Raw genomic sequence first — 21,793 nt, 5'->3', positions numbered from 1 at the left:
AGTCAATGTTGCCAATTACTATTTACCGCAAAATGCTATAGCTTATGATATAATATATCGTGGTTAGTTGTACAATTACGAGGTGATTCTAAATGGAGTTAAGCGAAGCGATTAAAAAAGTACGCTTGGAGCTGTGTTTGTCTCAAGAGGGACTTGCACGTGAGCTTCATGTTGGTTTTACATCTGTGAATCGATGGGAGAATAATCATACAAAGCCGAATCAAATTGCTCGACATGCCTTAATCAAGCTTTGTAAAAATAAAAATGTAAACACTGAATTGATTGAGTTGCTTGTGAAGGCGAAATAGATATTATGTAGTTTTGGAAAAGGGCTTAGGGAATTTCTATTCTATAATATGAGGAGATATGATATGAAAGCTGAAAGGGAAATAGAAACCGCTTTTATAGAAAAGCTTAGGAACTTAAAATACATATATCGTGAGGATATTAGAGATAAAGCTTCGCTTGAAGCTAATTTCAAAGAACATTTTGAAAGACTGAATCGTGTAAAGTTAAGCAATTCTGAATTTGAGCGCCTCAGAGATAGTATTATCACTGCAGATGTATTTACTGCTGCAAGGACTTTACGAGAAATTAACACTTTTAAGCGTGATGATGACACGCCGCTGCAATACACCCTTGTTAATATAAAAGACTGGTGTAAAAATGAATTTGAAGTGATAAACCAACTACGCATAAACACAGATAACAGCAATCATCGTTATGATGTTATTATCCTCATCAATGGGGTTCCTGTTGTTCAGATTGAACTGAAGTCACTGCAAATCACACCTAAAAAAGCTATGGAGCAAATTGTAGAATATAAAAACGACCAAGGCAATGGTTATACAAACTCGCTGCTTTGCTTTATGCAGCTTTTTATTGTGAGCAATGAGAGTAACACATATTATTTTGCCAACAATCACAAGGAGCACTTTTGTTTTAATGCAGACGAGCGCTTTTTGCCAATCTATCAGATGGCAGATGAGGACAATAACAAAATTACCCATCTTCATGATTTTTCTGACAACTTTTTGCCGAAATGCACTCTCGGGCAATTAATAAGCCGTTACATGGTACTTGTTGTAAGTGAGCAGAAATTGATGATTATGCGTCCTTATCAGATTTACGCTGTTAAGGCAATAATGGACTGTATCGATCAGAATCGTGGTAACGGATATATATGGCATACTACCGGAAGTGGAAAAACACTTACATCGTTTAAAACATCAACACTATTGAAGGACAATCCTGAAATTGAGAAGTGTTTATTCGTCGTTGATAGAAAAGACCTAGATAGACAAACTCGATTGGAGTTTAATAAATTTCAAGAAGGCTGCGTTGAAGAGAATACGAACACAGAAAGTTTAGTTAAACGACTTACTTCGGATGATTACCGTGACAAAGTTATTGTTACCACAATTCAGAAGCTTGGGCTCGCTCTTAATGAAGATAGCAAGCGTAACCAAGAGAAAAAGAAAAGGGGCGAACCGACCTACAAAGATCGCTTGGCACAGCTCGCCGATAAACGTATTGCCATTATTTTTGATGAATGCCATCGCTCACAGTTTGGCGATAATCATGAAGCAATTAAAAACTTTTTCCCGAAAGCACAGCTTTTCGGCTTTACCGGAACACCAATATTTGAAGAAAATGCAACATATAAACAAATTGATGGAACGGTTGGTTCTTATATCACAACAAAAGATGTTTTCGAAAAAGAACTACATGCCTATACCATAACTAATGCCATTGATGACCGCAATGTGCTTCGCTTTCACATCGATTATTTTAAGCCGGAAGATGTCAAAAAAGCAGCAAAAGCCTCTGATACTGTAAGTAAAAAAGCGATTGTCGAAGCAATATTAGCAAAACACGATGCGGCTACTAATGGTAGACGATACAATGCGATTTTCGCCACAGCTTCTATCAACGATGCAATAGAATACTTTGAGATCTTCAAATCGTTACAAGAGGAACGCAAAAAGAATGAGGGTGCAAGCTTTAATTCGTTAAATATTGCCTGTGTTTTCTCTCCACCGGCTGAAGGAAACAAAGATGTTAAGCAGTTACAAGAAGACCTACAGCAAGAAAAAGCCGATAATGAACAAGAGCCCGATAAGAAAAAGGCAGCACTTAAAAGCATCATTGATGACTACAACTTGCAGTACGGCACAAATCACAGCATAAACGAATTCGACTTATACTATCAAGATGTGCAAAAACGTATCAAAGACCAAAAGTACCTAAACTCTGACTATTCGCAGGTAAACAAAATTGATATAACTATTGTGGTGGATATGCTTTTAACAGGATTCGATTCAAAGTATCTAAACACCTTGTACGTTGATAAAAACTTAAAGCAACATGGCTTAATTCAAGCATTTTCAAGAACAAACCGTGTTTTGAACGACACAAAGCCTTACGGAAATATTCTTGACTTTAGAGGGCAAGAAAAAGATGTAGATGAAGCAATTGCACTGTTTTCTGGAAAAGAAAACAGTAGTAGGGCAAAAGAAATTTGGCTTGTTGACCCCGCTCCTGTTGTGGTTGAAAAGCTGGATAAAGCAGTTGCCGATCTTGAGAAATTTATGGAATCACAAGGGTTAGAATGTAAGCCAGAGCAAGTAAGCAACCTTAAGGGCGACGCCGCACGAGGTGAATTTATCAATAAATTTAAGGAAGTGCAGCGTCTTAAAACACAGCTTGACCAATATACAGATATCAAAGAAGAACAAGAGGCAAAAATTGAAGAACTGTTGCCGGAAGACACTTTGCGTGCGTTCCGTGGTGTCTATATTGAAACTGCCCAAATGTTAAAAGCACAGCAGGGCAAAGATATTAGGGATAAAGATCCGGTGATTGAACAGATTGATTTTGAGTTCGTTCTATTTTCCTCTGCAATTATTGATTATGACTACATTATGTCTTTAATTTCGAGATATACACAACCCGATGTGCCTAAAAAAGAAAAAATGAGCCGTGAGCAGCTTATTAGTTTACTTTGTTCCAATTCAAATATGATGGAAGAACGTGAAGATATTATTGCTTATATCAGCACATTGGAATCTGGTAAAGGATTGGATGAAAAAGAAATAAAAGCTGGATACCAAAAATTCAAGGAAGAAAAAGCAGTAAAAGAAATGGAATCAATTGCAAACAAACATGGTATTGAACCTGTATCGTTGCAAGCCTTTATAGATGAAATTATAGGGCGTATGATTTTTGACGGTGAAAAACTAAGCGATTTGTTAGAGCCGCTGGAGCTTGGCTGGAGAGATAGGACTAAGAAGGAGCTGGAATTGATGGACGAATTAATACCGCTTTTTAAAAAGCTTGCAGGCGGACGTGTGATTGTGGGGCTGAATGCATATGAATAGAAAAGAGAAAATGGCTTTGGTACCGAAACTGAGGTTTCCGGAATTTGGAAACAACGGCGCGATTAACTTTGAAAATGGAAATGTAATATTTGAATCAATCAGTAATAAAAATCATAACTCTGATCTTCCTGTTCTCGCTATAACTCAGGAACATGGCGCAATTCCAAGGGATCGGATTAATTATAATGTGTCTGTAACGAATAAGAGCCTTGAAAGTTACAAGGTTGTCGAGATAGGGGATTTTGTCATTAGTTTACGGTCTTTTCAAGGCGGCATAGAATATTCTTTGTATCATGGTATTTGCAGTCCAGCATACATTATTTTACGCAAAAAAATTCCAATAGTGGAACAATACTATAAGCATTATTTTAAAACAAATAAGTTTATACAAGACCTAAACAAAGACTTAGAAGGTATAAGAGATGGTAAGATGGTAAGCTATAGTCAATTTTCATCGATACTATTACCTAAACCAGAAAACAAAGAACAACAAAAGATTGCTGATTTCCTGTCCTCCCTTGATGACCTTATAACTGCAGAGGATAAAAAGCTTGAAGCTCTCAAAGCGAACAAAAAAGGATTAATGCAGAAGTTACTCCCTGCCGAAGGTAAAACTGTGCCTGAGTGGAGATTTCCAGAGTTTAGGGGTTGTAGGGAGTGGGATATATACCTGATCAAGGATTTTGCAAAGGTTACTACTGGAAAAAAGGATACGCAAAATAAAGTTGATAATGGTAAATATCCGTTTTTTGTGAGATCTCAAGCCGTTGAGAAAATAGATTCATATACATTTGATTGTGAAGCAATTTTAACATCCGGTGACGGTGTTGGTGTAGGCAAAAACTTTCATTATATTAATGGAAAATTTGACTTTCATCAAAGAGTTTATTGCATATATGATTTTTCGAAATCGGCATTTGGCAAGTTTGTCTTTCAATATTTCTCTGAACACTTTAACAATAGAGTAATGAAGTTAAGTGCGAAAAATTCTGTTGATTCTGTTAGGAAGTCTATGATCACAGAAATGCCAATTACTATGCCAAACATAGCAGAACAACATAAAATATCCGATTGCCTTTCTAGCATAGATGACCTCATAACCGCACAAGCAGAAAAAGTTAAAACTCTGAAATTACACAAAAAAGGCTTGATGCAAGGACTGTTCCCTTCTATCGAGGAGGTGAGTGAATGAGTTCTCAATCGATAACTTCTTTTTCTGATTTAAATGCACTGGCGACCCATTTTAGAACGGTTCTCGATAGCAAGAAGTATGTTCTTCTTTTTGCATACAATGGTACAGGCAAAACAAGACTTTCAGGAGCGTTTAAAGACTTAGGGAAACATTCTATTCCTGAAAGTGAAGAAAAAACGCGAGATACATTATATTACAATGCTTTCACAGAAGATTTATTCACTTGGGATAACGACTTAGAGGGCGACACCAATAGACTGCTGTATATTAATAGAAATTCTCGTTTTTTTGATGGCTTAAGAGAGCTTGAAATGGAAAGCCGTATTCGCCCGTTTTTAAATCGGTACGCTGATTTTGATTTTTCAATTGATTATCAAAATTGGACGATTAGTTTTTCGCGGGAAGTAAGAAAAGATGGCGGAACTGAAAACGTGGATAACATAAAGATTTCTCGTGGCGAAGAAAATATATTTGTATGGTGTTTCTTTCTGGCGGTTGTCCAATTAGTTGTTGACCAAGAACCAGCCTACAGTTGGGTTAGGCACATTTATATCGATGATCCCATTTCATCACTGGATGATAATAACGCCATAGCAGTAGCAAGCCACTTAGCGCAGATGCTAAAAAGCCAAGAGGATATTAAAGTAGTCATATCTTCACATCATTCGTTGTTTTTCAATGTAATGTATAATGAGTTTAAAAGGGCAAAAGGCAAGGACTATCACTTATTAAAGAATAAGGAAACAGACGAATACCTCATTCAAGAAACCAAAGATACTCCATTTTTCAACCATGTTGCATTAATAAAAGAGCTAAGCAAAGCAGCGAACACAGGTAGGCTCTATACTTATCACTTCAATATTTTGCGAAACATTCTTGAAAAGGCAGCATCGTTTCATGGATTCGAAGACTTCACCGAATGTATTAAACGCGATGAAGATGACCCGGATGGAATCACATTTGCAAGATATGTGAACATATTAAGTCATGGTAACTATTCGCTGTTTGAGCCTATTGAAATGGTTGAAGATAATAAAGAGGTTTTTAGAAAAATTTTAAGGGGTTACCTGGAATTATACCGATTCAACCCTGAACTATTTACCGAAGAATAGGGGGCAAAACAATGAATGATACACAGCAAAAACAATTAGGCGCAACACTTTGGGGAATTGCTGACAAATTACGCGGGTCCATGAATGCTGATGACTTCCGTGATTATATGCTGTCTTTCCTCTTCCTGCGCTATCTTTCAGATAATTATGAAGAAGCGGCAAAGAAAGAACTTGGCAGCGATTATTTACAATGTGAAGAAGAAATAAAAAAAATCACAGTTGCTGCCAATCAGGATGATGTTATTAACGCATTAAAAGAACAGATAACAAACTATTTTAATAAACAGCAATTGGATAGCAAGGAAAAAAACTCAGTAATCGAGGAACATGAGGTGTTGTTGGAAAGCAAAAAGTTAACCCCTCTTGTTGTTTGGTATATCAACAATTTAGATCAAGTGGCTACGTTTGAAAAGCAAATGCGACGTAAGGTTCATTTTGTAATTAAGCCACAGTATCTCTGGAGTAATATATACGAATTGGCCCGCACACAAAATAAGTATCTTTTGAAAAACTTGCAAGCAGGCTTCAAATTTATAGAAAACGAATCCTTTGATAGCACGTTTCGCGGATTATTCTCTGAGGTTAACCTCGACTCTGATAAACTTGGAAAGAATTATGAATTACGCAACACAACGCTGTGCTCAATAATAACTGCTATTGCAGAAGGATTATCGGAGTTCCCCAATGAAAGTGACCTTTTAGGTGATGCGTATGAATACTTAATAGGGCAATTTGCGGCGGGCTCAGGTAAAAAAGCAGGAGAGTTTTATACTCCCCAGCAAATTTCAACCATCCTTTCTAGAATAGTTACACTTGATAGCCAAGACCCGAGCACAGGCAAAAAGGAGCAACTCAAAAACATACTTGACTTTGCGTGCGGTTCCGGCTCGCTTCTAATTAATGTTAGAAAGCAGCTTGGTGCTAATAGTATTGGTCAGATATACGGACAGGAAAAGAATATCACAACTTACAACCTTGCTCGTATGAATATGCTTCTACATGGGCTTAAAGATTCCGAGTTTAAAATATTTCACGGAGATTCACTGCTAAATGATTGGGACATTCTCACTGAAATGAACCCAGCAAAAAAGTTGGAATGTGATGCAGTAGTAGCCAATCCACCTTTCAGCTACCGCTGGGAGCCTAACGATACTCTGGCAGAGGATTTTCGCTTTAAAAGCTACGGCCTTGCACCAAAATCAGCAGCCGACTTTGCATTTTTACTTCATGGGTTTCACTTTTTAAGTGATGAGGGAACGATGGCAATCATCTTGCCTCATGGTGTGCTGTTCCGTGGTGGAGCAGAGGAGAAGATCAGAACAAAGCTACTCAAGGATGGGAATATTGACACAATTATTGGTTTGCCAGCTAACCTGTTTTTTTCAACAGGTATTCCGGTTTGTATTCTTGTGCTTAAAAAGTGCAAAAAATTTGATGACGTGCTGTTTATCAACGCAAGTGAGTACTACGACAGAGGTAAACGACAAAATGTCCTAATGCCAGAGCATATCGACAAAATAGTTGAAACATATAAATATCGAAAAGAGGATGATAAAAAATACTCTCGCCGTGTATCTATGGAAGAAATAGAAAAGAATGATTTCAACTTAAACATTTCAAGGTATGTTAGCACGGTTGCGGAAGAAGAAACTATTGACCTTGCAGATGTGAAAAAAAATCTAGATGAAATCGAGGTTGCTATTAGCAAGGCAAAGGATAAGCATAATCAGTTCTTAAAAGAGCTTGGATTGCCTGAGTTATCTTAAAACGAGATGATTACGCAATATAAGTTCTTTACAATCTAATAGTTGTATATAAATGAATACGTCTTTTAATACAAAATTAAAGTTTTTAAATTTTCTTGTTCAAGTAAAGTTTCTTTATGTTGAATAGGGATTAAGTAATGATCTTCCACAATTGAGCGTGATTGTTGAGTAACACTATTAGGAAATGATCAAACTTTAATATAAAATCAAAGCATAAATCTACTGATAAAGAATCCATTTTGTTCAATCTTTTTTTCAAAATGGATTCTTTTTATTTACAGGAAAATGCCGTTTTGTGAGATATTTTTGATTAAACTTTATTTCAAACCAACACAGGAAAGTATTTTTATCTTGTAGACATTGGTATTGACCCACTAACACGTAAGAGAAAGTAAAAGAAGAAGAAGGGATTCATTACTAAAAAGGAAGTGGAAAATGCTTTAACAAAGCTGCTCTCAGAAGTTCGTATTGGAACATATGTAGAACCTAGCAAACTTCTCCATGGTGAATATCTGGAAAGTTGGTTCAATACCAAGAAGCACAGTGTTGGTATTCAGACAGCAAAAGTACTGAAAGGAAACTTTAACAGTAGTAACATTCCTTCTCTAGGCAATATCAAATTAGCCAAGTTTAACAATCGTTGCATATGCAGAACTACGTTAATTCACTGTGAGACGAAGGTTTAAAGCGAGGAACGATTGAGAAGATTATCAAAATTATTCGAAACTCTCTTGAGTATGCAATAGATTTGGAGTTAATCACCAAAAATGTTGCGGCTAAGACCAAGTTACCTAAAGGTGATAAGGAAGAGTTAACTGTGTGGAATGAACAGGAAGTACAACTGTTCTTGAAAGTTACAAAGGATAGCAGGTATTTCATTGTCTTTCATTTAGCCCTTGTAACTGGAATGCGACAAGGTGATTTCTGAGCGATTAGGACATAGTAACATCAAAATCACATAAGGCACTTACTCACATGTTTTGCAACGATGCAAAAAGATGCAGTTAACAAAATGGAAGAGATTTTGTAAGGAATGTGACTAATTCTACGACCAATGGTTCTTATAGAGTATGAAAGTTAACAAATAAAAAACCGCATCAAACGTTAATTTGAAACAGTTTCTATAGCTATGACCCCGGAGAAGCTTGAACTCAGGACCTCCACCCTGTCAAGGTGGCGCTCTCCCTGCTGAGCTACGGGAGAAACGTTGATTTAAAGGGGTTTTTAAGGGTTTGTACAAATGAAATTCTATTAAAAAAGAAATGGTTATTATAATTTATGTGACCATTTGTGACCACAAAATAATGTCTTTAACTGTCTGTATAATGGTAAAGGGAGTGAGGTGACTCATTCTTTTTTGGTAGAGGGGGATATTTTCCACATTCTTCAACCCTCTTATTAGAGAATGGCTACATAGCACCCTAATCCACACCAAGCAAGGCATAAAAATTACGATACGAGATAAGTTAAAATCTTAAAGGAGAACAAAGACTATTGAACGAGTTTCTTGAAAATAAGGGTTTCTTAGCCTTTTTATATCAATATCAGTAACCTAGTAGTTTGGATTAGACAGTTCAACTTCATGTACCGATTTAATCGTTCTATCTATTTGGAATTTAAAAAGAAATATTGAGTTTTTTTAAAATACTGTCAATTACATTGGGAATCACATATAATAAATTTTGCAAGTAAGAAACTTAATATATTAGTTTAGAAGTATAGGAGGAGGCATTTGTTGTGAATAATTATCAACGACTGAGATTAGAATTTAATAATAACTGGGAAGAAGGAAAAAGAATTTCTTTACCACACTATAATTTATTAATGGAAAAAATACATGCTACCACGACAGGGGGGGTTATTCCATTCAAATTCCCTGAGACTGATGATAATGAGTTCCATAAGGCGCTTGCTTACTTCCTCGATGGTCTCGATGGATTACCATTAAGACCAGATATTGCTTTTGACAATACATGGAGAGCGGTTGATTCATATGTATTAGGTATTTTTCAAGGTAATACAGAACAACCGAAAAAAACTTGGGATTTGTATATAGACTCGTATCAGATAGTAAAAGATACATTTGAAAGATTTCATAATTTAATACCTCTACAATCCTTAGAGTTTTTATCCAAGAGGCTACTCAATAACTCAATATCAAATGTGGAAAGAAGACATGTTGAACATATACGGAGAAGAGTCAAAAGAGTTTTGAACGAGGTAGATAATGCTCTATATGATGATATCTTAACGAAATATAACATCTTTAATGCAGATACCCAGAGAAAGTGTGCATCTTTATTTAAGATTGTGTTGGCGGGTCAGAGTATTAACTTAAATGATAGAGATGTTCAACTTAATACTAAACAAAATGTAGTGTTAATTTTAGATGGTATTATTTATTCTTCAAGGAATGAGAGGTTTCATGGGGATTCGTTTCCGCAATTCTTAAGTAGTAAGGCTAAAATGTCAACTTTCGCTAGTGGATATTTTGTCTTTCTGTATACATATTTTTTGTTTTTGCTATTAGTACACTATGATACTGTACTTGAGTTAGAAATTAGTTCTGTCATTGAAAACATTAATGTAAATCTTGATATTTATGAAGAGTTGTTTTTAAACAGTATAAAGCGTTAACAAATTCTTCATTTAAATTTTCTAATCTATTTCCCTCCAAAACTATAAGTGATGGGGGGATGAAAACTAGTGATTTCTTTATTTTTTAGACAGTCCCTTTATACTGTAGGTGTTTTTTTCTTCTTTTTTTAAAATCCCCTCAATTTGCCTGACTGTAATACCTTTGGTACTATGAGCCGAATCTCTTCCATCTATAATAATAGATATGTTTTTTATCGTCATTATATTCGATGTCGTAATCAATAGTTGTAGTTCCATATTGAAAAGTCGTCATACTATAACTCCTTGTCTTGTTTGTATATCATTATTTTAGGGATAGGAACACATTGTGACAACTGTAATTGCAATTGTAATTTTTACTAGATGTTGTTGTGTATACATCAGCATAATTGAGGGCGTTATAAGTAGTTATGCGAGGAAGAGAGTGTGTCATAAAAGAGTTGAACAGAGGAGGGGGCAATTTTACACATTTAATAGTAGTCTTGTTAGGTAATGGGGGACTAGCACTTACATCCACACCGATTCGATGTATAAAGTGCCGATACGAGACGGATATTTGATGCTTTTTATCCAATAAAAATACCTTAACAATAAGTATTTCTAAAGTAAATGCCGAAGCGTGTATACATCATTTGTTCATGTCGACACTTTTTATTTTAGGTATCAAAGTAGTTTTGTATCGATGCTACTATTGTAAGTAGCTCTTGATGCAAGAGTTGATGAGAAGATGCTAATTACAAATCCTTTAGAAGGCTATGATGGATATAAGAAAGAGATTTTTATCAAATTGTTGATAGAATCTATTGCGTTACACTGGTAATGGTATTTTAATAATATTAATAATTGAATGAAGCGTTAAATAAATAAACTATAAAAGGAGAGAGTTTACATGCACCCACCTCAATAGGAGGCACACTTATTTCTATTATTTGTTACGTACTAAAATAGATAGGATGTTTCATGTCTATAACGTGGGATAAGGGTGTTTTCTTCGAGGTCGGAGTATGTAAATTCACCCCTTTTTTTGTGCTTCTTGGGGTAGGATATAGGATATATCCACTCGTACTAATCTTATGAGTGCTTTTTTTATCCGTACACAGCTTGTCGGCGGCTATTTAAATTCTGAGTTTATATGCTTCAAACCCTTGTGGTTCTAAGATTCGGAAGAAACTCCCTAAAAAAAGGGGAGTTTTTTCTAAAGTTGGAGGGTGAACTCCCCAAAAAAAGAGGACTTCGTTCCAGACCTTTGGGAAGAATTCCTCAAAAAAAGGGGAGATAACGGGTCACTAAACAGAAGACGAATTATAAATAGAAGATAAAAATAAAAAAGAATATATGTAACGCCCCCCGCAAGCGAGTAGGGGACGTTACGGACTTCGGTAATTTCTGCTTTTTTATGGAGGCTAAAGTTTTAGATAAAGCAAAAGAACCACCAATTCCCTCCAAAGCGTAGTGGTCTAAAGATAAGAAAAATAATCTATGAGCCAACCGCCTTTGTAGGCATTTAAGTCAGATAGTTTTCAACCCTTGTCAGCTTCTTAGTTGTGAAATGATACTAATGTAGACGGGCAAAAGAAATTGATAAATGCTGATAACTTTTGGGGTGTGAGATAATACTAAATTATGAGAGCATACGAACTTTTTAGTTGTAATATAAAAAATATACCACTTACTACAATTTCTCATCAGAATCACTAGTAATTCTTGAGTGAATCTGATATAATTTTAATTTCGGATACATGTTGATATTGTGTTGCGTCTGTGATATAATAGACTTATAGTTAAATAGATGTACTCGCATTCTTGTCCAACGGACATAGTGTTATTTTGCGACTTAGTTCTATTGCAGAACTGACGACTTAGGCACAGAAGAGTCTATCAATCCATTAATTTGGGTCGGTAGCTTTTCTGTGCCTTTTTGCGTTGACTTTTTAGTAACGAAACTACGTTAACAGAAGGAGAATGTGGATGAATAAGACTTACTATTGCTACTCAAAACAACTTAAGGATTTCTTGAAAATGAATAATTTAAGATATGCCACCACTGGAAAACACAACAATGGAAACATCTATTGGTGCTTTGAACGTGGTGAAAAATTAGACAGTGCTTTAGGTAAATGGAATGAACTTAAAGCATTATTGAAAAAGTGAAAAAATTACGGCTAGTGAAAAAGGCTTCTTCATACTAAGTCAAGGAAGAAGATTAAGAATTTTAAGTAAAATAAGGAGAATTACAGTGATTAATTACGTTGAAGTTGATAATAATTTTATTTGGAATATTGAACAGTACAACTACAAGGAGCAGTTCATTACAGTTCTATTAAGAACCTGGAGCATGAATCCAATGGGTTCAGCTAGAGTAGGGGTTAACAGCTTGCTACAGATGCTTTCGTTGAGTGAGGATAAAAAGAATAAAGCATCTTTAAAAGAAACCCTTGTAGCAATGGAAAAGAAGGGTATGATTATTATCTTTGAAGATTTCATAAAGATGAATCAGATTCAAGCAGAAGATATGAAGTATGCGAATGATTACTTTATTGAAGTATCTGATATTTCTGATGCTAAGACAATTTCTGGAGAGAATGCTGAAGGTAAAGTCAAGAACAACATCACTAAGATTTCATTTGATGTGATGATGAAGCTTATTGCAATGAAAGAGCGTAATAAGTCAATCGCATTCGCAGTTTACTTCAATATTGTGCATTGGATTTGGGAAGGGGTTTCAAATTGGAGTGTGTCAAACCCCACAATTGAAAAGCTTGCAGAAGCTACTGGATTAGATAAGAAGACAATCACTAAGTATGTGAAAGTGCTTATGGAAAATGAGTTAATCTACTTTGAAACTATCAGAGAAGAAAAAGATAAAGAGAAAAACTACTACTGTAAATGGGAATATAGGGAATCATTTAAGGCAGATGTTAAGGCTCTTCAAAATTATTATAAAGAGAAAGGTGGACAATAGAGTGAAATATTATTATATTGAGGGACAAATAGAGTTGCGTATTGACAAGAGAGGGAATATCGTTTTTAGTCCTATAACAGGAATGTACGCTAAGGGTAAAAGCGTTGGTGAAATGCTTGATAGCTATGACTTAGAGATAATTCCCAGTAACAAAAAGATAAAAGAAGAAATGGGAATAACAGAAGAAGACATGAGCAGGTTCAGTTTCCCGAAGATAATCAGAAAAAAACTTGTAAAGGATTGCCGTCCGATACAAGTCAAAGAAAATAAAAAATTAATTAGTTAATGACATTATAAGATATAAACAGATAAAGGTCATCCCTTTAATAATGGTGACTCTACGATAAAGTATCACAAATAAAAGAAAGAGGTAATTTAAAATAATGGAAAATTTAAAAGTATTTGATAACGGCGAGTTTGGTAATTTAGGAATTTTAGATGTTAATGGCAAGTTAATGTTCCCTGCGGCAAGATGTGCAGCTTTGTTAGGATACAAAAACAAACATGATGCAATAGGAAAACACTGCAAGAAAGATGGGGTCGCATTTTGCGAGGTCACCGATTCTCTAGGAAGAGGTCAGAAAGTAAAGTTTATTACAGAAGGTAATCTTTATCGATTAATCGTTAGTTCTAAATTAGAAGAGGCTGAACGGTTTGAAAGTTGGGTGTTTGATGAAGTTATTCCTCAAATTAGACAAACTGGTGGGTATATTCCTGTAAAAGAAGAAGAATCTGACGAAGAAATATTGGCTAAAGCATCATTAGTTGCTAAAAAGACGTTGGATAAGAAAGACGAAATTATCAAACGACAACAGCAAAAAATCAAAGAGCAGGAAGATATTGTTCAATCATACAACAGAATGATTGCATTGGATGGAATATTCAATATGAAAGAAGTTGCTCAGTTATTAGACTTTGAGATTGGTAGAAATAAATTATTTGCACTTCTACGAGATAAGAATGTCTTAGATAATCACAACCTGCCATATGAAATGCATCGTAAAACAGGGAGATTTAAGGTTAAATTGTTTGAAATAGATGGAAAAACGTTTACTACAACAATGGTTACATCAAAAGGTATCGATTATATTAATAGATTGATAATGAAAAATGGAAGATATAAACCTCGTAAGGAAGTCAGCTAAAAGAAGTATCAGAGGGAAGAGGAGGACTCTTGTTGAGGCTCTCCTTTTTTTGTGCCTATGAGCGGATAATTGGGCATAGGGTGGAGTTCAAGACATAGCTGCATAGAGATTAACGAAACCCGTCTTTTATATTGTCGGATACAACAACATAACTAGGTTAGTGTAGGGGGTATTTTCGGGATAATCCATCCCCCTGTATATTAGAGATATAGAATGTAGATACAGAAAGACGTACGGTAAAATGATTTTATGAGAGTAGTACTTAAGGGATGCTGCTCTTTTGGTATTGATATGGTATGATTTTCCTGTATGAAATTTCAAGGGGAAGGCTTAAATGAAAATTGCATTGGTAAGTTTTCTAAAATAAAAGCTAATAATTAGTGTAATGCAAGAGAGATGTATCAAGAGTAAACTTTGTTCAAGAAAGCTGCCAAATTCACTGAGTGGCAAGATACTTTAATTTTATACGCTGTTGATAAGTTATGGTGATAAATAAAAGGGAGGAAAAGCTATGGCTTTCAGAATAAAAAAGACGGATAATACCAATTTTGATTCTCCACAAGAAATGTACAAGGACTATAAAAAAAGGAAGATTCAAGGAACGTTAGATTATCAATCTAAAATGATAGAAAATTATATGCAACAAGCCTTTAATAAGAGAGATGTTGCACTTGAATTGCCAACTGGAAGCGGAAAGACATTAATTGGACTATTAATTGGAGAATTTAGAAGAAGAAAAAACAAAGAGAAGGTAGTTTATTTATGCCCAAATAATCAACTTGTGAATCAAGTCGTTGAAAAGGCTAATACTGTATATGGAATAAAAGTACATGGATTTACAGGGAAGATTGTAGACTACTCTGCAGAATCTAAATCAGCATATAATAGAGCAGAAACAATAGCAGTTACAAATTATAGTAGTCTTTTCAATAATAACTCGTTTTTTGATGATGCTGATGTATTGATTTTTGATGATGCCCATAGCTCTGAAAATTACATAGCAAGTCATTGGTCATTGGATATATCCCGTTTTGAGCATCGAGAACTTTATAATTCTCTCGTAGAGTGTTTAAAAGAAGAGTTAGGAGTTACTCACTATAATAGGATGACTAACGACCGCCCGATGACAGAAGATTCTTTGTGGCATGATAAATTACCCAATATTAAGCTAATCAAAAAGATACAGGATATAATTCCTGTAATTGATGCTTATGTCGCTGATAATAGCTTAAAATATGCTTGGGCTAATATTAAAGATAATTTGCATGCCTGTAATATGTTTTTAAGTTGGAGTGGGATACTTCTTCGTCCTTATATTCCGCCAACACTTACACATTCACCTTTTGCAAATGTAAAACAAAGAATTTATATGTCAGCTACATTAGGAGAGAGTGGAGAATTAGAAAGAATTACAGGAGTTAGGAAAATTTACAGACTTCCAATAGTTTCTGATTGGGATAAAAAAAGCATAGGGAGAAGATTTTTTGTTTTTCCTAATGCATCATTTAAACCGAATATGGATTTAGATATTTTGATGAAGATTAATGAAAATGTTAATAGAACTCTTATGCTCGTGCAAGATGATAAAAATGTTAAAAAAGTAAAAGAACATGTTGAAAAAAACTCAGATACAAAAGTTTTTCTGGGTAAGGATATTGAAACAGGTATTCATAATTTTGTAGAGTCCGAAAATGCAATGGCTATTCTAGCTAATAGATATGATGGTATAGATATGGATGGTGATAAATCTCATATGTTGGTTCTCGGAAATCTGCAAAATGCCACTCATTTGCAAGAAAAATTTCTAACTAATAGAATGGTTGCTTCTGTACTATTCAATGAAAGAATAAAGACACGAGTAATTCAGGCTATTGGGCGTTGTACAAGGTCTGACGTGGATTATGCTGCAGTATGTATCTTTGGTCATGATTTAGAAAGTGCATTACTATCACCAAAAAAAATTGTCAATTTCCCACCAGAGTTAAGAGCTGAATTAGAATTTGGATATGACCAATCTACGGGACACGAAAATATTGAAGAATTAATGGAGTTTTTAAATTTATTCTTTGAACGTGGAGAGGACTGGGAGGAAGCAGATGAAGCTATTATTAGCCTAAGAGATACTTATATTGAGGAAGGATATAAGAGTAATGACGCTGAGAACTTTGATAGATTAAAACAATCAGTAGTCCATGAAGTAGATTTCCAGTATGCATTATGGAGAAGTGATTTTGATGAAGCTCTTAATCAAGTGGATTTAATATTGCCAAAATTAGATGGGAATGCTTTAAAGGGTTATAAAGGGTTCTGGAGTTATGTTGCAGGTTATTTAGCTTATAACATTTATAAAAGTGGAAGAGAAAAATATCATGAAGTAGCAACGAATTATTTTAAACAAGCTTCAAAATCAACCAATACTATTAATTGGTTTAATCAGCTAATTGAAAAGAAAGATTTAGAGGCTGAAGTAGACAATCGAGATAATGGACTTTTTGATACTATTGAAAGAATTGAAACGCAAATAATAAATGATGGTATTAGGAATAGTAGGAACTTTGAATCCAAGGCTTCAGCAGTTTTAAGACTTCTAAACAGTGAAGATGGGATAGAGTTTGAAAGAGGACATCAAATTCTAGGAACTATGCTAGGATATATTTCTAGAAATGCAGAGGGAATATCTGACCCTGATCCATGGTGGATTGTAGATGAAAAGCTTGTAATTGTATCTGAAGATAAAATTTATGAAACGGAAACAAAACCGATTCCTGTAAAACATGTAAAACAGGCTTGTACACATGAAAACTGGATTAGAGAAAAAATAGAATTTTTGAGTAAACATGCAATTGTTGAAACTATATTTGTAACAACATCTAAAGTTATTGAAGAACCAGCTGCTATTCATGGTAAGAATGTCTGGTATGTTAATAGGGAAGAATTTGTAGGATGGGCTAATAGAGCAGTAGGTGCATTGAGAAAACTTAGAAGAAGCTTTTCTCAGCAAGGAGATTTGGTTTGGAGATTAGAAGCTGCGGAAATTCTAAAAGAAGAACAAGTAACTCCGAATGACTTCTTAGATTTTATAAAAAAAGAAAAGCTGGCTGACATTGTAAAAGCGCAGTCTGTGAAAAACTAAAAAAGTAAAAAACACAGAGAGGAATGAAGGCTTTCTGTGTTTTTATATTTTCTCCTGTTTTTATGGTAATCTTAATGCATTAATGATTCCATATATTTTATGGAATGGGAATTATTATGAGTAAGGGTGTGTTAGAATAATTGATAAAGATATTACTATATTCCTTCGGAGGATTTTTTCATGATTAGGAATGAACTACTTATTTTTAAAAAGCCAACAGATGCAGTTGGTGCTAATAGAGGATTTTTTTATCAGTATTTAAAAACACTAGTTCTGTGGGTCAAGAATTATCAGTTTAACAGAGAGGTTAAAATTTATTGCGAAGTAGAAGATGATATAAAAGAAATTGAAGAGAATTATAATAGAATTAATTATACGCAATTAAAATGCTATAGCTCTGTATTGAGTTTAGAGAGTTCGGACGTGCAAAAATCTTTATATAATTTCTTTGTTTTGTACTTATTAAACAAAGATTATGACGGAACCTTTGCTTTTGAAACGAACACTGCAGTATCACGGAACGACAAGTTATTATCAAATTGGTCACTGGAAGCAGGTCGTTTAGAACTACAAGAGGGGCTTATTGAAAAGTGTGTATCTAAAACAAGAGAAATTTTACTAAACGAATTAGATAAAACAGAAAGTTCGAAAAAATCACACCTTCGGAAAAAAATAAAAGATAAAGAAGAAAGAATTTTAAATGAAACGAATCAAAAGAAAAAAGAGCAATATGTACAAGATAAAGAAAAGTTGGAAGTGGAGTTGGGTGAATACCCATCTAAAGTTAATGATTTTAAAGCAGAGATAACAAATGATGACCAACTAAAAAGGTTTGTTAATCGAATTCAATGGGAATTCAAAAGTATAAATACAGAGGGTAGTTTGAAAGCATTGGAAGAGGAAGTTTTAAATATCTTACGTGATATTTTAAGAACAGATAAAGAACCTAATATTTATTTCTGTAGGCTACTTACTGAGGTGAGTAAAAAGGCAACAAAACATGAAGAAGAAAATAGAATGCTTGATAATGAGTTATTAAAACGAATATTGAGTGAAACGGATGATGAAATAAAGATACAAACTTCGCAGGAATTGATTGAAAAATGGAATGAAAGCTTAAAGGCTGGCTTAGGCAGTGTACACGAACATCTTGAAAAAATTGAAAAAAATCTCGAGGGAAAAATCGACCAATTAAATGTATCCAAAAATTATTTAGAAGAATATGCGTTTGTTGAATTACCCTATAAGGAGTCAGAAGAAATTCAAATCTTTATTGATAAGGAACAGAATAACAATCAAAGTAAGTTGGAAGAAAAAATAAATAGGATGGAAAATGTTGAAATAGATATGAAAGAGTCATTTTTAGAAATGGGAACAGAATTTCGTTGCAGATACTTAATCTATTTGGAAGAACTAAAATTAAATGCAGCAAAAGCATATAAAGCTGTAAAAGTTTTAGAATCAAAAGTACAAGTAATATGCACAAGGCAAACAAGAAGATTATCTAAACTTACAGAGATTGATTCAAATGATGTTTATGATGAATTAGAAGAAAAATTGGAATTGCTTTTAAATGACTTTAATAAAGAACAAATAAAGAATGGCTTAAAAGTAGATATGGATATTGTAACGGGACAGATGTTTCATATGGCAGCAAAATGTTCATTGAGATGGCATAGGGAGGTGCGAATAGTATGACAGAAAGGCGTAACACTCTTAAAGAGCTTTTTAACTATTTGCGTCACCACCAATTGAAAATGGAGACGGTTCCCTTGAAAGAGCAAAAAGATTATCATCATCCCGATGATGATTTTGATTTTCATGCATATCGAATCTTATTGTTACTTCGTATCTGTGGCATTGTAAAACCTGGTTTTTTTGATAATTATACTATCTATGGACGTGGGAAGTTTTCTTTTTATGATTTTTTGATAAGGTATCCTTTTTATTTAGAAAAAGCATTAAAAATAAAGAAAAAAGACTCTTTAATAAAAGGATTAGAAATAAAATCTTATGAAACTGAAGATGCATTTTCTCCTATGATTAGCTATATTAGGGGACCTTGGGACCACAAATACCCTGATGTTCTTAACTATATGGTAAGTAAAAACTTAATTACAGTTCACTATTCAAACTTCAATAAAAGTAAAAAAGCTTTTTGTATTACGTTGACACAATTAGGAATAGAGAAATCCGAAATGGTAGTAAAAGAAGAACCAATTTGGACGAAAAGGATGGAAGCTATCAATGTTATCTTCAAAAAAGACACGACAAACCAAACGGTTGAAAAGTTTATTAGAGAGCATTTTCCATCATTAATATTAGGAAATGCAGGTGAATGAGGATGTTTATAGAAGCTGTTAAAATTAGAATAGTGGGTAATAGTGGGGAAATATATGGAAGATATTTGAATTTTATGAGGGATGAAAGTATACAAGAAATAAGTATGATTTATGGGAAAAATACTTTTGGTAAATCCACCCTGGTTAACAGCATTATCTATGCTTTGAAAGGCGAAGATATTTATCCAAAAAATAAGTATCCTATAAATTATGAAATCATCTTAGAACGTTTTCTGAATGACACTGTTAAAAGTGCTGAAATATATTTGCAATTGTTTAATCAAGATAAGCGTGTAGTTGTGTTAAGAGATGCAATGGATAAAGAAGAAGCAGCTATAGTATTTCATGATATATTTTTAGAAGAAAATGATGATGGTAAATTATTGGCTAAAAAGGCAAAAACAAAAGAATATTTTAAAATGACCAAGGATAGGAATCTGATTGGAAATAAGACTTATCAAGAATTTCTATTTTCTTTTTTGAATATTGACCCTATCAGAAAATTGACAGAGGAAGATACTGAAGAAGGATTATTGTTTTACATACAAAATTTACTACCTCTTTTTGTTATTATACAAGAGGCTTGGACAGATATACAGGCGAATAATCCTAGATATACTATTAAAGCTGTAAAAGAAACAGCATTTGAAATGATTATGAAACTATCGTCATCTCACGTTGCTAAGTATGACCATTTATTAGAATTAAACAGGACAAAACTTAGGCATAAAATAAACTCAATTAATGATGTAAAAGAAGTGATTCGATTACTTAAATATAACAATAGGTTAGAAATTGAAAAAGAAATTAATCAAAATATCGAAATGGTTAAAGATTTTCAAGAAAAAATATCTTTAATGGAGAATGATAGACAAGTAGTAGATAATGTTTTAAGCGAAATTAGGGCTAGATTTAAGCATACGAGTCAGATTGTAAGAAGGTATGAACAAAACTTAGTTGTATTGAACAGAGAAATTTCAGAGTATGAATATTATTTGAATAAAATTCAATACGATATTGAGAAAAATGATAAATTAAAAACAGCAAAAAAGTTAATTGGTATCATTCCTATTGAGAAATGTCCAAGGTGTTTAAATGCGCTAACACTAGATGAAGATAGGGAGTTAGCGACGCATCACTGTAGTTTATGTGGTAGCGAAATGCAACATGAAGATAATACAAAACAAACTTTAGAATATTTAAAAGATGAAAAGGCGGATTTTAAGCGCCTTTTAGAGGTAAAACAAGAAGCAAAACAGGAAATAGAGGGGAATTTAACTTCGGCTCGTTTTGAACTTAAGGAAATTAAATACCAAATGGACGAACATGAAGAAACCATTAAACCAAAAAAACTTGAACAATATTTATATTACTCAAGAGAAATAGGAAGAATTTTAAACTCTATTAAAGGATTAGAAAAAGATAAAGAGATTATTTTAAAATTCGAGAAATTAGAAGAAGATAAGAATAAAGTACTAGAAAAAATAGATGAATTAATGGCTAAGAAAAAGGCGGCAAAAAACAAAAAAGAACAAGATAGAAAGAAAATTAGGTTCTTTGAGAAAGAATTTAAAAAGATGTTATTTAAAATGGACTTTTTAAGTAGGGGGTTTGAAGAGAAAAAAATTGAGGAAATAGAAGAGAATCTGAAGAAACAAAATGAAAAAGAAAATCTAAATCAACAAGATGAAGAGTCTGTTGTCCAAAAGATATATAAGAGTATATATATAGATACCGAGGGTTATAACCCAAAAATTGAAGGGATTAACCTTTATAATATCACCTCAAGCAGTGGTTTAATACGAATTATCTTATCTTATTACATATCATTATTAAGAACAGCTTTAGCATTTAAAACAGATATCAATCATCCTCTTTTGTTGATTTTAGATGAACCAAGACAACAGAATTTAGATGTTGAAACATTTAATACATTTCTAAAAGAGTTATATAGTTTGCAAAGGAAATATCCAGGAGAGTTCCAAGTAATCTTGGCATCATCAGAGAAAGGGAGTATTAGAGAAAAAGATATTTGTCTTTATTTAAATGAAAATAATTACTTAATTAAAGAACTTGTTACAGGATAAACATCAAAATATCATGGGTTTTATCGATTGGATGTTG

The 21,793-nt window shown here is 33.7% G+C and carries 14 protein-coding genes and 1 pseudogene; all 15 read left to right on the top strand.

Features of this window, described 5'->3' with window-relative positions:
• The first annotated feature begins 92 nt into the window (after positions 1–92).
• Entirely contained in the window at positions 93–308 is a 216-nt protein-coding gene (locus ACQKNR_RS25330) for a helix-turn-helix domain-containing protein (protein WP_427321696.1), read from the top strand.
• 63 nt (positions 309–371) lie between these two features.
• Entirely contained in the window at positions 372–3,380 is a 3,009-nt protein-coding gene (locus tag ACQKNR_RS25325) for a type I restriction endonuclease subunit R (RefSeq protein ID WP_427321694.1), read from the top strand.
• Positions 3,373–4,572, top strand: a complete 1,200-nt coding sequence (locus ACQKNR_RS25320; protein WP_427321692.1) for a restriction endonuclease subunit S — start codon at positions 3,373–3,375, stop codon at positions 4,570–4,572. The genes ACQKNR_RS25325 and ACQKNR_RS25320 overlap by 8 nt, the downstream gene beginning before the upstream one ends.
• Positions 4,569–5,684 carry an AAA family ATPase gene (locus ACQKNR_RS25315; RefSeq protein ID WP_427321690.1) on the top strand — a complete coding sequence of 372 codons (1,116 nt, stop codon included), beginning with the start codon at positions 4,569–4,571 and terminating at the stop codon, positions 5,682–5,684. The genes ACQKNR_RS25320 and ACQKNR_RS25315 overlap by 4 nt, the downstream gene beginning before the upstream one ends.
• 11 nt (positions 5,685–5,695) lie before the next feature.
• Entirely contained in the window at positions 5,696–7,450 is a 1,755-nt protein-coding gene (locus ACQKNR_RS25310) for a type I restriction-modification system subunit M (protein WP_427321688.1), read from the top strand.
• 359 nt (positions 7,451–7,809) lie between these two features.
• Positions 7,810–8,372 (top strand): annotated as a pseudogene (locus tag ACQKNR_RS25305) (Arm DNA-binding domain-containing protein); the annotation flags it as partial.
• A gap of 815 nt (positions 8,373–9,187) precedes the next feature.
• Positions 9,188–10,087 carry a hypothetical protein gene (locus ACQKNR_RS25300; protein ID WP_427321686.1) on the top strand — a complete coding sequence of 300 codons (900 nt, stop codon included), beginning with the start codon at positions 9,188–9,190 and terminating at the stop codon, positions 10,085–10,087.
• 1,968 nt (positions 10,088–12,055) lie between these two features.
• Positions 12,056–12,238 carry a hypothetical protein gene (locus ACQKNR_RS25295; protein WP_340933383.1) on the top strand — a complete coding sequence of 61 codons (183 nt, stop codon included), beginning with the start codon at positions 12,056–12,058 and terminating at the stop codon, positions 12,236–12,238.
• An 85-nt stretch (positions 12,239–12,323) separates the two neighbouring features.
• Entirely contained in the window at positions 12,324–13,049 is a 726-nt protein-coding gene (locus tag ACQKNR_RS25290) for a hypothetical protein (protein WP_427321684.1), read from the top strand.
• Position 13,050: 1 nt separating this feature from the next.
• Positions 13,051–13,335, top strand: coding sequence for a hypothetical protein (locus ACQKNR_RS25285; RefSeq protein WP_098361232.1), 285 nt, complete (start codon positions 13,051–13,053; stop codon positions 13,333–13,335).
• Positions 13,336–13,432: 97 nt separating this feature from the next.
• Positions 13,433–14,194 carry a BRO family protein gene (locus tag ACQKNR_RS25280; RefSeq protein WP_427321682.1) on the top strand — a complete coding sequence of 254 codons (762 nt, stop codon included), beginning with the start codon at positions 13,433–13,435 and terminating at the stop codon, positions 14,192–14,194.
• 511 nt (positions 14,195–14,705) lie between these two features.
• Positions 14,706–17,327: a DEAD/DEAH box helicase family protein gene (locus tag ACQKNR_RS25275; RefSeq protein WP_427321680.1), complete on the top strand. Its 2,622-nt coding sequence runs from the start codon at positions 14,706–14,708 to the stop codon at positions 17,325–17,327.
• Between the two features lie 180 nt (positions 17,328–17,507).
• The gene (locus tag ACQKNR_RS25270; RefSeq protein WP_427321678.1) at positions 17,508–19,025 is read left to right on the top strand and encodes a hypothetical protein; all 1,518 of its coding nucleotides are present in this window, start codon (positions 17,508–17,510) and stop codon (positions 19,023–19,025) included.
• Positions 19,022–19,669 (top strand): hypothetical protein, encoded by a 648-nt coding sequence (locus ACQKNR_RS25265; RefSeq protein WP_426967567.1) that lies wholly within the window; start codon positions 19,022–19,024, stop codon positions 19,667–19,669. Before ACQKNR_RS25270 ends, ACQKNR_RS25265 begins: the two co-directional genes overlap by 4 nt.
• 2 nt (positions 19,670–19,671) lie before the next feature.
• Positions 19,672–21,756, top strand: a complete 2,085-nt coding sequence (locus ACQKNR_RS25260; RefSeq protein ID WP_427321676.1) for an AAA family ATPase — start codon at positions 19,672–19,674, stop codon at positions 21,754–21,756.
• Positions 21,757–21,793 lie beyond the last annotated feature (37 nt).

The sequence above is a fragment of the Bacillus sp. NPDC094077 genome (assembly GCF_050279465.1).
Classification (GTDB): Bacteria; Bacillota; Bacilli; order Bacillales; family Bacillaceae_G; genus Bacillus_A.
The sequence above is the reverse complement of the archived record's forward strand: the minus strand, read 5'-3'. Positions and strand labels throughout refer to the sequence as shown.